Source organism: Kitasatospora sp. NPDC004745 (assembly GCF_042873275.1).
GTDB lineage: Bacteria > Actinomycetota > Actinomycetes > Streptomycetales > Streptomycetaceae > Kitasatospora.
Genome location: NZ_JBIALK010000004.1, coordinates 417,728 through 431,214 on the forward strand (window position 1 = coordinate 417,728; position 13,487 = coordinate 431,214).

8 protein-coding genes are annotated in these 13,487 nt (G+C 76.5%); 1 reads left to right on the forward strand and 7 read right to left on the reverse strand.

Annotated elements, in window-relative coordinates; genetic code table 11:
• Positions 1 to 23: 23 nt before the first annotated feature.
• The 6 genes from ACFYUY_RS10825 to ACFYUY_RS10850 all read right to left on the reverse strand — a co-directional run bounded on the left by ACFYUY_RS10825 (position 24) and on the right by ACFYUY_RS10850 (position 8,972).
• The gene (locus tag ACFYUY_RS10825; RefSeq protein WP_360217902.1) at positions 24 to 263 is read right to left on the reverse strand and encodes a chaplin; all 240 of its coding nucleotides are present in this window, start codon (positions 261 to 263) and stop codon (positions 24 to 26) included.
• A gap of 179 nt (positions 264 to 442) precedes the next feature.
• Positions 443 to 841, reverse strand: coding sequence for a hypothetical protein (locus ACFYUY_RS10830; RefSeq protein ID WP_360217905.1), 399 nt, complete (start codon positions 839 to 841; stop codon positions 443 to 445).
• Positions 838 to 3,408 carry an Hsp70 family protein gene (locus ACFYUY_RS10835; RefSeq protein WP_387899941.1) on the reverse strand — a complete coding sequence of 857 codons (2,571 nt, stop codon included), beginning with the start codon at positions 3,406 to 3,408 and terminating at the stop codon, positions 838 to 840. The genes ACFYUY_RS10830 and ACFYUY_RS10835 overlap by 4 nt, the downstream gene beginning before the upstream one ends.
• Positions 3,409 to 3,439: 31 nt before the next feature.
• Positions 3,440 to 4,249: a nucleotide exchange factor GrpE gene (locus ACFYUY_RS10840; RefSeq protein ID WP_387899942.1), complete on the reverse strand. Its 810-nt coding sequence runs from the start codon at positions 4,247 to 4,249 to the stop codon at positions 3,440 to 3,442.
• Positions 4,246 to 4,671 carry a hypothetical protein gene (locus ACFYUY_RS10845; protein WP_360217914.1) on the reverse strand — a complete coding sequence of 142 codons (426 nt, stop codon included), beginning with the start codon at positions 4,669 to 4,671 and terminating at the stop codon, positions 4,246 to 4,248. The genes ACFYUY_RS10840 and ACFYUY_RS10845 overlap by 4 nt, the downstream gene beginning before the upstream one ends.
• 191 nt (positions 4,672 to 4,862) lie before the next feature.
• Positions 4,863 to 8,972 carry a hypothetical protein gene (locus ACFYUY_RS10850; protein ID WP_387899944.1) on the reverse strand — a complete coding sequence of 1,370 codons (4,110 nt, stop codon included), beginning with the start codon at positions 8,970 to 8,972 and terminating at the stop codon, positions 4,863 to 4,865.
• A gap of 186 nt (positions 8,973 to 9,158) precedes the next feature.
• Between ACFYUY_RS10850 and ACFYUY_RS10855 the strand changes: the two genes are divergently transcribed.
• Positions 9,159 to 10,952 carry a hypothetical protein gene (locus tag ACFYUY_RS10855; RefSeq protein ID WP_387899946.1) on the forward strand — a complete coding sequence of 598 codons (1,794 nt, stop codon included), beginning with the start codon at positions 9,159 to 9,161 and terminating at the stop codon, positions 10,950 to 10,952.
• A gap of 216 nt (positions 10,953 to 11,168) precedes the next feature.
• On the opposite strand, the gene ACFYUY_RS10860 is transcribed toward ACFYUY_RS10855, so the two are convergent.
• Positions 11,169 to 13,409 carry a heavy metal translocating P-type ATPase gene (locus ACFYUY_RS10860; RefSeq protein ID WP_387899948.1) on the reverse strand — a complete coding sequence of 747 codons (2,241 nt, stop codon included), beginning with the start codon at positions 13,407 to 13,409 and terminating at the stop codon, positions 11,169 to 11,171.
• Positions 13,410 to 13,487: the final 78 nt, after the last annotated feature.

The window sequence follows — 13,487 nt, forward strand, 5'->3', positions numbered from 1 at the left end:
ACGGGCGGCCCCGGTGCCGGGGGTCAGCCGTTGATGCAGGTGTTCCCGATGGCCGGGTTCAGGATCGAGATGACACCGATCGTGTTGCCGCAGACATTGGCCTCGAGGTTGATCGGGATCTGGATCTGGTTGCCGGACAGGACGCCCGGCGAGCCGAACGCGACACCGTTGGCGGTGGCGTCGCCGGCGGCGGCGGTGCCGGCACCGGCGAGGACGGCGACGGCGGCGAGCGCGGTGGCGGCGAGGGTGGTGCGAATACGCATTGCGTCACTCCTTGTGAGGGTGGCGAACATCCGTGTGACGATCACACTCACCTCCGATCAGACGCGACGCCACCCGGGGAACGCCCGGATTGCTCGCTTGGAGGGCGTGTCGGCGCCCCGCACCCCGTGGGCGGCGGCGGTGGGCCCGCCCCCGACGGGCCCACCGCGGCCGCCACCGGTCAGTCGCCCGTCCGGGTCACCAGCGCGTCCAGCAGGTCCCGGGCCGGCCGCAGCCCGGGCTCGGCCGCCAGCGACCGCCGCAACAGCACCCGGGCGGCCGCGTCGTCCCCGGTCCGCAGGGCCGCCAGCGCCTCGTTGTAGTCGATCCGGCCCGCGTGCCGCAGCCGGACCAGCGCCGCGAGGTCCTCCCGGCAGGAGGGGCAGCGCAGGCCCTCCGGATCCGCCGGGACGGCGCACTGCGGGCAGGGCACCTCCAGCGGGGGCACCGCGGGCCCGGCCGCCCTCGGGGCGGGCACCTGCGACCCGGGGCCTCCGGGCGCGGGGTTGTCGTGCCCGGGAGCGTCGTGCGGGGGAACCCCGTCCGCCGGGGTCGTCCGGGTGGTCTCGGGAGAGCTCATCGCGGCCCCGCCTCCTCGGGCCGCACCGGGCCCAGCGACTCCGCCGGCGGCTCGCTGCCCAGCTCCCGCTGCGCCTGCGCGTACAGGGCCAGCAGGTTCGACATGTGCCGGTTGACCTTCTCCATGTTCGGCGCCTCCACGCCCTCGTCCAGCCCCCGCAGCTCCGCCATGATCAGCTGGGACAGCGCCGGCGAGACCATGTTCTGGTTCACGTAGACGTTGCACATGGTGAGCATCCGGAAGGTGTGCCCGAGCGAGTCGCACAGCTCGTCCGCCCGCTGGGCCGCGACCATCGCGCCCTCCCAGTCGGCGGCCTCGCGGCGCAGCCGCAGCTCGGCGGCCACCGACCGCAGCCGGTCCAGGTCGCTCGGGTCGAGGTGCTTCTCGCAGTAGTGGAGGAACAGGCTCAGGTACGCCTCCGAGCCGCGCACCCAGCGCTGGGCGCGGAGCTGGCGCTGGGCCCGCTCCAGCGCCTCGTCCACCGACTGGCCGCGGGTCTGGCCGGCGGCCAGGTCGTCCAGCCGGTCCATGAGCTGCTGCGCCTCGCGCAGCTCGGCCTCGGTCAGCTCGCCGCCCCAGCGGTCGGTGAAGGACTCGATCTGCCGCTGCTGCTCCTCGACCTGGACCTTGAGCTCCGGGTCCAGGGTGACCCGCTCCAGCTTGACGGTCTTCTCGCCGCCCCCCTGGATCCGCACCGAGAGGGTGATCGTGCGGTCCCGGTCCAGGCCGAAGGAGACCTCCACCGGGGTGCGGCCGCCGAGCCCGGCCGGCAGCCGCAGGGTCAGGTGGCCGATCAGCTCGTTCTGCTGGGCGATCTCGTGCTCGCCCTCGTAGACCGCGACCTCCAGCCGCTGGCGGCCGCTGCCGGCGACCACGAACTCCCGGCTGACCGGCGAACCGGTCGGGTAGCTGGTGTTCTTGGGGATGATCACGGCCAGCCGGCCGTCGTTGAGCTCGATGCCGAGGTTCTTCGGCGTGATGTCGAACGGGTTGGTGACCTGCATCAGCTCACCGCAGCCCTGGCAGACCTCGCTGCCGGGCGGGTTGACCACGCCGCAGGCCGCACAGCGCAGACCGACGTCCTCGGCGGCCGTGGAGGCCACCCTGGTGCCGCCGGGCGCCGCCGAGTTGAGGGCCTCGCCGCACAGCCCGCAGGCGGTGACGCCGGGCGCGGCGGGGGTGCCGCAGCGCGGGCAGTTCTCCCCGTGGGCGACGGTCGGGGCCGGCGACCGCACCGGCGCGGCCGACCGGGGGGCGGGCGAACCGCTCGCCTCCAGACCGCACTTGGGGCAGGCCGCGGCCTCGGCGTCGAACGGGATGTGGCAGCCGGTGCAGGAGATCCGGGGGCCGCCGAGCAGCGAGGTCGCGCAGTTGGCGCAGTTGGAGGCGGAGAGGTCGCCGGGGGCCCGGCACTCGGGGCACTCCACCTCGCCGACCAGCGCGGACTGCACGGCCGCGCCGAGCGCCACGCACTGCATCGGGTTGACGCCGCGCCGGATCCGCCGGGGGCCGAACACCTCGCCGAGCCGCCGGGCCACCAGCGGGATGGCGGTGGAGCCGCCGACCAGCACCACCTCGTCGACGTCCCCCACGGTGAGGTTGGCCTGCATGATGGCCTTGTGGGTCAGTTCGATGGTGCGCTCGATCCGGGCCTCGATCAGCTCCTCGAAACGGGCCCGCTCGAACTCGGTCTCCAGCACCAGCTGGCCGGCGCCGAGGCCGGGCAGGATGACCTCGGAGGCCTCCTGGTGGGAGAGCTCGATCTTGATGGTCTCTGCGGTGGAGGCGATCTTGGGGCGGTCCCGCAGGTCCGGCTGGTAGTCGGCGCCGTACTCCTCGCGGATGTCCTCCAGCAGCGCGGTGGTGATGGCGCGGTCGAAGTCGTCGCCGCCGAGCAGGTTGTCGCCCTCGATGCCGAGCACCGAGACCGAGCCCGGCACCAGCAGCAGGATCGAGATGTCGAAGGTGCCGCCGCCGAGGTCGTAGACCAGGACGGTCCGGCCCTCGTCGCCCGCCTCGGTGGTGATCCCGTAGGCGAGCGCGGCGGCGGTCGGCTCGTTGATGATCCGCAGCACGTGCAGGCCGGCCATCCGGCCCGCCTCCTGGGTGGCCGCGACCTGCCGCTCGCCGAAGTACGCGGGCACGGTGATCACGGCCCGGTGGAAGGGCTCGCCGAGGCGCTGCTCGGCGTCCTCCTTGAGGCGGTGCAGGATGATCGCGGAGATCTCGATCGGGGTGTAGGAACGGCCGTTGAACCAGACGTTGACGTCGCCGTCGGTGCCCGCGGTGACCTTGTAGTCGACCTCCTTCAGGGCCGCCTGGACCTGCGGGTCCTTGAACTTGCGGCCCATGAAGCGCTTCACCGAGCGGATCACGTTGGCGCCGTCGACGGCGGTCCGGCTGCGTGCGGTGGAGCCGACCAGCAGCTCGCCCTTGCGACCGCTGCCGACCACGGAGGGCGTGGCCTCCTGGTTCTGCCGGTTGAAGATGATCTCCGGCTCGCCCCGGCGCAGGTGGGCCACCACGGAGTTGGTGGTGCCCAGGTCGATGCCGAGTGTGCGGTACATGTCGTTCCCCTCTTGCCCCTCGTGGTCCTGGCTACTTCTTGCGCCTGCGCCGGGCACCGGCGGCCGCGCCCTTCCGGCGGGCCGGGGGCCGGACGGCGGGCCGCCCGGGCCCCCCGGGTCCCGCGGTCTGCTCCGGTTCCGGTGCCGGCTCCGGTTCGGGCCCGGGCTCCGGTGCCGGCTCCCCGGCGACGTCCGGCGTCGCGGGGTCCGCCGGCCCGGGGTCCTCGGTGGCGCCCGCGTCCCCGAACCCCTCGAAGCCCCCGGGGCCCTCGGGGCCCCCGGTGTCCGCCGCGTGGACCGGCTCCGGCGCCGGGTCCGGCCCCGGCGGCGCGGCGACGACCACCTGCGCCCGGCGCAGCACCTCCTCACCCCAGAAGAACCCGGTGATGACCGTCCGCAGGACCGTCTCCGGCGCCACCCCGGTCCGCGGTTCCACGCCGACGATCTCGGTCAGCGCCGGGTCCGCCGCCAGGCCCTCCAGCCGCATCGGGCGCACGCCGGCCTTGGCCAGGCGGCCGAGCAGCCGGCGTCGGGTGGCCTCGATCCCGGCGCCGCGCCCGAGCAGCACCAGTTCCTGGTCCAGGCCGAGCGAGGCCAGCGCGTCGTCGACCTCGACCAGGATGCCCAGCAGGTCACGCTGGGTGGCCCGGGCGGTCTGCGCCTCCTCCGCCCGGAGCCGCTGCAACAGCGAGGCCCGGAAGAGGAGTTGGCTGAACGCCTGGTCGAGGTCGACCTCCAGCGCGCGCTGCGGGACGTCCAGCGGCCGGAGGCCGTCGGCCGGCCCGGCGGTCGGCCCGGCGATGGGGTCGGCGGTCGGTACGTCGGTCGGTGCGTCGGTCACTCGGGTACCTCGATCTGCGGCAGCACCGACAGGTCGGCGGCGTAGCGGGCGGGGACGGGCGGTTCGGGGTCGGCGCCGCCGGGGGCGGGTTCGGTGAAGTCGGCGGCCAGCTCGGCCCGGTGCAGCGCCAGCAGGGAGGCGGCGGGCGGCAGCGCCGGGCGCTCGACGACCAGCAGCGGCTCGGCGAGGGCGGGCGCCAGCAGCCCCGCGGCCTGGTCGACGGGCTCCGGCGGCAGCGGGCGCTGGAGGTCCGCCTCCAGCCGCCGGTCGGGGTGGCGCAGCAGCGCGGCGGCGTCCTGGATCTGCTGACGGGTGAAGCGGCCGGCCTTCATCGCCGGTCCGACGGCCAGGTTGATCTCGCGCACGCCGGCCGTGAGCGCAACGCCCAGGACCTCGTACGGCGACGGTTCGTGCAGTGGCATGGCGGGCGGTTTCTCTCCTCACGACTCACGAATCACGGCTAGCGGCTTGCGGCTTGCAGCTTTTGACGTGCGGCTCACGTCCGGTGGCGTGCGGCCTGCCGCAGACGTCCGGTGGCTCCCGACTCGGCCTCGGGATGGGGAATCTGACGCCCCACCACATCAGGACGGCACCGGCGGCACGGCGGTTGCCGTCAGCGGAGCGCGTTGATCCTCCGCTGGAGGGCCCGCAGCTCCCGGTCGTCCGGGTTGTGCTCGACGGCCTGGCGGATCAGTGCGCGGGCCTCCCGGAACCCGCGGGCGTTGGCCCGGGCGACGGCGTAGGAGCTGAACACCACGCCGAGTTCGGTGTGCAGCTTGGCGACGTCCTCGGGGGTTCCGGACAGCTCGAGCGCCTCTTCCAGGAGACGGATCGCGTCGGGGTAGCGGCGGGCCTCGTAGTGGCCGACGGCCTCGCCGCGCCAGACGCTGACCATCAGCCGCCGGATGTCGGGCGAGTCGTCGTAGGAGCTGGCCTTGCGGAGCATGGCGGCCTGCGTGGTGAACGGGCTGTCCTGCAGGTTGTCCAGCACGTGGTTGGCGAGCATCACGCCGACCCGGCGCGGCGCCTCGCGCTCCGGGTCGCCGTCCCAGTCCGGGTCGGCGCGCAGCGCGTCGGCCATCCGGCCGACGGCGAGGGTGCGCTGGTCGGCGAAGGCGGCGGAGCGGGCGAGGTGGCGCAGCACGAAGGCGAGGCCGTGCCGGTGGTCCGGGTCCGGGTTGAGCGCGATCAGCTCCCGCCAGGCCTCGGCGGCCTCCTCCAGCTCCGCGTCCGGGGCGTCGGGCCGGCTGAGCTGGCTGGCCCGGTTGCCGAGGGCGGCCTCCAGGAAGTGCCGGGCGGTCGGGTCGCCGGGGGTGAGTGCGAGGCTCTTGCGGAGCAGGCGCAGGGCGCGCGGGTAGTCCTTCGTCTCGTTGTTGATCTTCCGGGCCCACTGGGCGTAGGTGGCGCCGAGGTCGCCGCGCACCTCGGCGTGGTCGGGGGCCAGGGCCAGCGCCTTCTCCAGGAGTTCGGTCGCTCCCGCCTGGTCGTCGTCGCTGGTCTTGAGCAGGGCGCGGGCCGCCCGCAGGCCGGACTCGGCGGCGATCGCCGGGGCGTCGGCGGGCAGCACGGCGCCGGGTACGGTGCCGGCGCGGGTGAGGCAGTCGAGGGCCTCGCGCCAGTCCTGGTTGCGGTGGTGCTCGCGGGCCTGGCCGACCAGGCTCTCGGCGAGCAGGGCCTGCCAGTCGGCGCCGCGTTCGGTCTCGGGCACGGCGTCCAGGGCGCCGACCGCGGCGGCCTGACGGCCCTGGAGGAGGAGGTAGTGCTGCGGTCCGAGCCCGCCGAACAGGTCGAGCGCCCGGGCCAGCGGGTGTCCGTCTGGCTCCCCGGGCCGCCGCCAGGGCTCTACGGCCCGGTCGAAGGCGGCCGCCCAGGCGGCGAGTCCGGGCTCCTGCCGGAGCAGCCGGTCGAGCGTGGGGCCGAGCGCCAGGCGGCGGGCGGGGCGGCCGGGCAGCGCCAGGCGGACGTCCTCCCGGGCGAAGGCGTCGGCGCTGTGGGTCTCCATGCCCAGCCGCAGGGTCCAGGCGGTGACCTCGTCGCCGCCGCGGCCGGCGGCGCGGTCCAGTGCCCGCAGGTCGTCCCGGAGGCGGTCGGTGAGCGCGGTGCGGGCGGTGGCGATCCGCTGGGGTTCGAGCGGGCGGCCGGTGATCCGGGCGGACTCCGCCCACAGCTCGGGCTGGTGCAGGGCGGCGACCAGGCAGCCGAGCGTCCAAGCCCAGGTCCGCTCGTCGGGTTCGGCGCCCTCGGGGGCCGCGGCGGCGAGCCGGTAGCCGGCGAGTCCGAGGGCGTGCAGCAGCCGCGGCTGGGCCGGGTCCCGCAGCAGCAGCGCGTGGTAGCCGTCCCAGGCCTCCCGGTGGCGGCCCTCGACGGCGTGCTGGTGGGCCTCGTGTTCGGCGAGCAGGACGAGGGCGGGGCCGGCCTGTGGGTGGTCCGGGGTGTGGCCGAGGGCCTGGCGCAGGTCGCCGGCGGCCCGTCCGGGCTCCCCCGCGTCGAGCGCGGCGGCGGCCCGGCGGAGCAGCACGGCGCTGCGGGCGGCCCCGGCCTGCGCGGGCAGCTCGGCCAGCGCCTCGTCCAGTCGGCCGAGTTCGGCGCGGAGCAGGGCCAGGTCGAGCCGGACGGGCGCGGCCGCGGGGCTGTCTCCGAAGGCCCGGGCCCAGGCGGCGAGGACGGGTTCGGCCTGCTCGGGCGTGCCGGCCCGGCGGGCGCAGTCCAGGACGGCGCGCAGCGCGGGCCCGGCGCAGCGGACGCAGCGCGGCGGGGCGCCCTCGGCGGCCCGGTGCAGGTGGGCGTCGCAGGCCTCGCGGCCGCAGCCGCCGCAGGCGCCGGTGGCCGGGCCGGCGCAGACGGCGCAGTCGGCCGGGGCGGCCTGCGGCGCGGGGGCCGGGCCGGCGGTGAGGAAGTGGCGGTACCAGTCCAGTGCGGCGGCCCAGTTGCCGGCGCGTTCGGCCAGCAGGGCGCGCAGCCGGGCGAGCGCCGGGTCGCCGGCCGGGTCGGGTGCGAGCGGGGCGAGCAGCGCGATGGTCTGCACCGGGCGGCCGGCCAGCAGGGCGGCGGCGGCCAGGTGGTAGCGCTCGCGCGGTCCGGCGGCGGGGTCGAGCACACCGGCCAGGGGCTCGGTCCGGCCCTCGGCCAGGGCCAGGGCGGCGCGCAGCCGGGCCTGCCGGTGGGTGATCGCGCCGGGCAGGGTGTCGGCGAGGGCGAGGGCGGCGGCGGCCCGTTCGCGCTCCTCGGCCCGGTCGCGGCCGGTGACCAGCAGGTGGGCGGCCTCGCGCAGCGCGGCTTCGCGCAGCGCGGCCCGGTAGCCGGGGGCGGCCGGGTGCTCGGCGGCGGCCTGCTGCCAGAGCTCCCGGGCGGCGGCCGGGTCGGCGGCCAGTCGGGTGCGGGCGAGCCGGTCGCGGGCGAGGGCGAGGCGGTCGTGCAGCTCCTCGTCCTGCAGCGGTTCCCAGCGGGTCAGCGCCCCGGCCGGGTCGTCGGTGCGGGACAGCGCGAGGCCGTGGTGGAAGGCGGCGATCCGGGCCCAGCGGGAGTCCGGTTCGCGGTCGGCCTCGGCGCGGAGCAGCGGTTCGGCCTCGGCGGCGCGGCCGGCGGCGAGCAGGGCGGCGCCGAGCCGGACCCGGGCGGGGCGCCAGTCGGGGGCCCGGTCGAGGGCGGCACGGTAGTCGGCGGCGGCCTCGGCGGGGCGGTCGGCCCGCTCGTTGACCAGGGCGAGGCCGAACCCGGCCGGGGCGAAGCCGGGTTGGACGGCGAGGGCGGCGGCGAACTGCTCCCGGGCCTGTTCGTCGGCGCCGAGCAGCAGGGCGAGCCGGCCGAGGGCGTAGCGGGGGCGGGGGTCGCCGGGGGCCTCGGTGGCGGCGGCCGCGAGGTCGGCCCAGGCGGCGTCGGTGGCGCCGAGCCGCTGGCGGGCGAGGCCGCGGAAGAGCAGGGTCTCGGTGCGCAGCGCCGGTCCGCGCCCCCACGGGGAGGGGTCGCCGGCGCCGCGGCGCAGCGCCTCGTCGAAGGCGACGACGGCGGGTTCGTCGCGGTGCAGGCTGAACAGCTGGGCGCCCCAGCGGAACCAGAGTTCGCCGCTGCCGCCGGGGGCGGCCGCGGCGAGCAGGGTCTCGGCCTCGGCGGCCCGGTCGGTGCCGCGCAGCTGGGCGGCGCGGGCGAGGACGGGCCAGTCACGGCCGGGCAGGGCGGCGAGGGCGGCGGCGGTGGTGTGCTCGCGCTGTGCGGGGCTGCCTTCGCGGCAGAGGCGTTGCAGCCAGTCCCGGGTGCGGGCGACGGCCTCGGCCTCCTCCCCGGGTTCGGCGCCGTCGGCGGTGGCCTGCAACAGGGCGAGGACCGGCCCGAGGTCGCCGTCGGCGGCGGCGGTGCGTTCCGCGGCGAGGCGCCGCAGGCTCCACCGGGGCAGTTGCCGGGCCGGGTCGGCGAGCAGCGGGAAGGCCTCGCGGTGCAGGGCGAGGGTGGCCTGCTGGTCTCCGGTGGGGATGGTGGCCTCGGCTTGGCCGAGGAGGGCGAGGCCGCGTTGCGGGAGCAGTTCGGCGGGGCCCTCGGCGAGCCGGCGGGCGAGCCGGGCGTAGCGGCGCCGGGCCTGCGGGGCCTTGCCGGCGGCGAGCCGTTCGGCGGCCGTGGCGAGGGCCGCGGCCACCGTCCCGGCGTCCAGGGCGCGGTGGCGCCGGGCCAGTACGACGGCGGCCGCACCGACCAGTGCCACCACGATCAGCAGCACCGCGAGCTGCACCATGCACCGTCCCCCTGCTGGTCAGATCCACCGATTTCATGATCAACATGCTGGTGATGATCATGAGTTGACGTACTGTCATGATGTTGTCCGATCGAATGCAGGATAGGCCCTTCGTGGGACGTCCGAACAGCGGAGAGCACTATCCTGGGATCAGCTGAAAAGCCGAGGCATCGAGTCGGGGGTCGAGTGTCCGAGTCGCGTTGGGTACCCGGGCTCCGGTTCGGGCCGGAGTTCGACCCCGAGCAGTACGAGCTCCTGGAGTTCCACCACCGGGGCGGCGAGGCCGAGGTGTGGCGGGCGGTGCGCACCGGCCACAGCGGGCTCAAGGAGCTCGTCGCCGCGAAGATCATGCTGGAGCGCGACCCCTCCGAGGTCCGCCGCTGGCTCGGCCGCTGGGACGACGTCTCGCACAACGCCCACCGCCTGGGCGTCACCGACCTGGTGGTGCCCAGCTTCCTGCTCGGCCCCTCCCCGCACCGGCCCGGCGCCCTGCCCGCCGGCGGTCTGCTCGGCTACCAGATCTCCCCCTGGGTCGAAGGGGTCCCGCTGCACACCTGGGCCCGCACCCAGCGCGGCGGGCCGGCCGCGGCGGCCGAGGTCCTGTCCCGGCTCTGCCGGATCGTCGACGAGCTGCACCGCAAGCGCTGGGTGCACCGCGACATCTCCCCCGCCAACGTCCTGGTGGACGCCCACGGCCAGGTCAAGCTGATTGACCTGACCTTCCTGGCCCCGCTCGACCACACCCTGACCGTCGCCGTGTTCACCCCCGGCCACGTCCCGCCGGAGGCCGAGCAGGTCGGCGGCTTCCCCACCACGGCCAAGGACCTGTTCGCCGTCGGCACCCTCGCGCGCACCCTGCTGCTGCCCGACCACGGCCGCCTCGACCACCGGCTCGCCGCCGAACAGGCCCGCGCCGAACTGCTCGCCGCCGGCTACGGCGAGGAGCTGGTCCGGTGGGCCTGCGAGCCGCTGGCCCGCGACCCGCAGCGCCGCCCCGCCCCGCTCGGCCCCTGGGTCGGCCGCGGACGCGAACTGCTGCGCGCCCACCGGCCGGTGGCACGCACCGCGGGCCTGGCCGTACTGCCCGACCGGGCCGGCCGGCCGCTGCTGGTCACCGGCGGCCCGGACGGCACCGCCCTGACCGGCCCCGGACACCCCGGCCACCGGCTGCCGACCGGCCAGGGGCCCGGCCCCGTCCGCGAGTTGACGGCCGGCTGGGCAGGCCGGCAGGGCGAGCTGGTGGTCTGCGCCGAGGACCGCGGCGGATCGCTCTGGGTCGGCACCGCGGCCGGCTGGTGGGAGGCCGCGCGCGGCGTCAGCGGGCTCGCCGGGGGCGTCGACCCGGCCGGGGAGATGACGGTCTGGACGGCGGTCGGCGGCGCACTGCGCTCCTACCGCTGGGCGCCCGGGCTCACCCTCACCGGCCGGGAGCTGCCCGGCTGCCCGGCCGACCGGGTGCTCGCCGCCCTGGAGGAACGCCCCGGATCCTGGCTGGTCCTGGTCGAACACCGGGAACAGGTGCTGAGCTGGCGGCCCGGCTCGGCGGAGCACCCGGCCCCGGTCGGACCGCCCGGCGCACCGCGCGCCGGGGCCCTGGCCCTCACCTCCGCCGGGCCGCAGGCCGTCACGCTGCAACCGGACGGCTCCGTCCGGCTGCACCCGCTCGGGGCGGGCGCCGGGCCGGGCTCCGAGATCGGCGACGGCGAACCCGCCCTGGGCGTCGCGGTGGCCGGGCACCGGGGCGGCCCGACCGTCGCGCTGGCCGGCGCGGGCGGGGTCCGGCTGCGGCTGCCGGCCGGCGGCGCCTCCCGCCGCCCGCGCTGGTGGCGGCCCACGCTGCGCCCGGCCACCCGGGTCGCGCTCGCGGTCGGCGACGACTGGCGGCTGTGCCTGGCCGCGGTGGTGGAGGGCGAGTTGCAGTGCTGGCAGGAGGACGCGGCGTACCGCTGGCTGCCGGTGGCCCTGCCGGAACAGGGCTGACGCCGGTGCCGGGCCCGGGGCCGGCGCCTCTCCCGGACCGGACAGGACCGGAGGGGCCCCCGGGCCCGGGCCCGGCCTCGCCGTGGGCGCTCGGCCGGAACGCGCCGAGGCCCCGGAACCTGGTGGGTTCCGGGGCCGCGGCGCGGTGCTCCTCGGCGGTGCTGCTCGGTGCTGGCCCTCGGTGGTGCTCCCGGTCGTACCCGTCGGCGGTGCCGCTCAGCGGAAGCGGCGCAGCCGCAGGCTGTTGCCGACCACGAAGACCGAGGAGAAGGCCATCGCCCCGCCCGCGATCATCGGGTTGAGCAGTCCGGCCGCGGCCAGCGGCAGGGCGGCCACGTTGTAGCCGAACGCCCAGAACAGGTTGCTCTTGATGGTGGCCAGGGTCCGGCGGGAGAGCCGGATCGCGTCGGCGGCGGCCCGCAGGTCCCCGCGGACGAGGGTGAGGTCGCCGGCCTCGATGGCGGCGTCGGTGCCGGTGCCCATGGCCAGGCCGAGGTCGGCCTGGGCGAGCGCGGCCGCGTCGTTGACGCCGTCGCCGACCATGGCCACGACCCGGCCCTCGGCCTGCAGCCGGCGGACGGTGTCCACCTTGTCCTGTGGCATGACCTCGGCGATGACGTGCTCCGGGGCGATGCCGACCTCGGCGGCGACGGCCTCGGCGGCCGCGCGGTTGTCCCCGGTCAGCAGCACCGGCGTCAGGCCCAGGGCGCGCAGCCGGGCGATCGCCTCGGCACTGGTCGGCTTGACGGCGTCGGCGACCTCCAGCACGGCCCGCGCCGCGCCGTCCCAGCCGACCGCGATCGCGGTGCGGCCGGCCGCCTCGGCGGTGCGCTTGGCCTCGGCCAGGTGCCCGGGCAGGTACTGCGACCAGTCGTTCAGCAGCGCCTCCCGGCCGGCGACCACCGCGTGGCCGTCCACCACGCCCTGGACGCCCAGTCCCGGCACGTTCTCGAAGCCCTCGACGGCGGGCAGCGCACCGGCCCTGGCCGCGGCGGTGGCGATGGCCCGGGCGATGGGGTGTTCGGAGGCGTGTTCCAGGGCGCCGGCCAGGCGCAGGGCCTCGGCCTCGGTGACGCCCTCGGCGGTGTGCACGGCGAGCAGGGTCATCCGTCCGGTGGTGACGGTGCCGGTCTTGTCCAGGACGACGGTGTCGACCTTGCGGGTGTTCTCCAGCACCTCGGGGCCCTTGATCAGGATGCCGAGCTGGGCGCCGCGGCCGGTGCCGACCATGAGCGCGGTCGGGGTGGCCAGGCCGAGGGCGCACGGGCAGGCGATGATCAGCACCGCGACGGCGGCGGTGAAGGCCGCGGTCCAGCCCTCGCCGGTGCCCAGCCAGTAGCCGAGGGTGGCCACCGCGAGGGTGATCACGATCGGCACGAAGACGGCGGAGATGCGGTCGGCGAGGCGCTGGGCGGCGGCCTTGCCGTTCTGCGCGTCCTCGACCAGCTGGGCCATCCGGGCGAGCTGGGTGTCGGCGCCGACCCTGGTGGCCTCGACGACCAGTCGGCCGCCCGCGTTGACGGTCGCACCGGTGACCGCGTCGCCGACGGAGACCTCCACGGGCACCGACTCACCGGTCAGCATCGAGGCGTCGACGGCCGAGGCGCCCTCGACCACCGTGCCGTCGGTGGCGACCTTCTCCCCGGGGCGCACCACGAACCGGTCGCCCACCGCGAGCTCCGCGACCGGGATCCGCACCTCCTGCCCGGCCCGCAGGACGGCCACGTCCTTGGCCCCCAGCTCCAGCAGGGCCTTGAGGGCGGCCCCGGCGGTGCGCTTGGAGCGGGCCTCGAAGTAGCGGCCGGCCAGGATGAAGGCGGTGACGCCGGCGGCGGCCTCCAGGTAGATGTTCGACGAGCCGTCGCTGCGGGCGATGGTCAGTTCGAAGCCGTGCCGCATGCCCGGCATGCCCGCGTCGCCGAGGAACAGCGCCCACAGCGACCAGAGGAACGCGGCGCCGGTGCCGAGCGAGACCAGGGTGTCCATCGTCGCCGCGCCGTGCTTGAGGTTGGTCCAGGCGGCGCGGTGGAACGGCCAGGCGGCGTAGGTGACCACGGGGGCGGCCAGGGTCAGCGAGAGCCACTGCCAGTTGTCGAACTGCAGGGCCGGCACCATCGCCATCGCGATCACCGGCACCGCCAGGGCCACCGCGGTGGACAGCCGCTGCCGCAGCGGGGCCAGCTCGTCGGCCGGCTCCGCGGGCCCGCCCGCACCCTCGGCGGCCGGCGGCGCGGGAAGCGCCGCGGTGTAGCCGGTGGCCTCGACGGTGGCGATCAGGTCGGCGACCACGACGTCGCCCTCGTAGGAGACCTTCGCCTTCTCGGTGGCGTAGTTGACGCTCGCCGAGACGCCGTCCATCCGGTTCAGCTTCTTCTCGATGCGGGCCGCGCACGAGGCGCAGGTCATGCCGCCGATCGAGAGTTCCACCTCCGTGGAGGCGGGTGCCTGGGTGGTCATCGTTGCTCCTCGTGACTGTCGTCGGACAGGGCGCGTGCGACGTGCCGGGTGGCACCGCCGGATCCGGACCCACCGGAC

Coding starts and splice junctions, on each gene's coding strand:
- ACFYUY_RS10825 (WP_360217902.1), bottom strand. CDS start 263: ATGCGTATTCGCACCACCCTCGCCGCCACCGCGCTCGCCGCCGTCGCC.
- ACFYUY_RS10830 (WP_360217905.1), bottom strand. CDS start 841: ATGAGCTCTCCCGAGACCACCCGGACGACCCCGGCGGACGGGGTTCCC.
- ACFYUY_RS10835 (WP_387899941.1), bottom strand. CDS start 3,408: ATGTACCGCACACTCGGCATCGACCTGGGCACCACCAACTCCGTGGTG.
- ACFYUY_RS10845 (WP_360217914.1), bottom strand. CDS start 4,671: ATGCCACTGCACGAACCGTCGCCGTACGAGGTCCTGGGCGTTGCGCTC.
- ACFYUY_RS10850 (WP_387899944.1), bottom strand. CDS start 8,972: ATGGTGCAGCTCGCGGTGCTGCTGATCGTGGTGGCACTGGTCGGTGCG.
- ACFYUY_RS10860 (WP_387899948.1), bottom strand. CDS start 13,409: ATGACCACCCAGGCACCCGCCTCCACGGAGGTGGAACTCTCGATCGGC.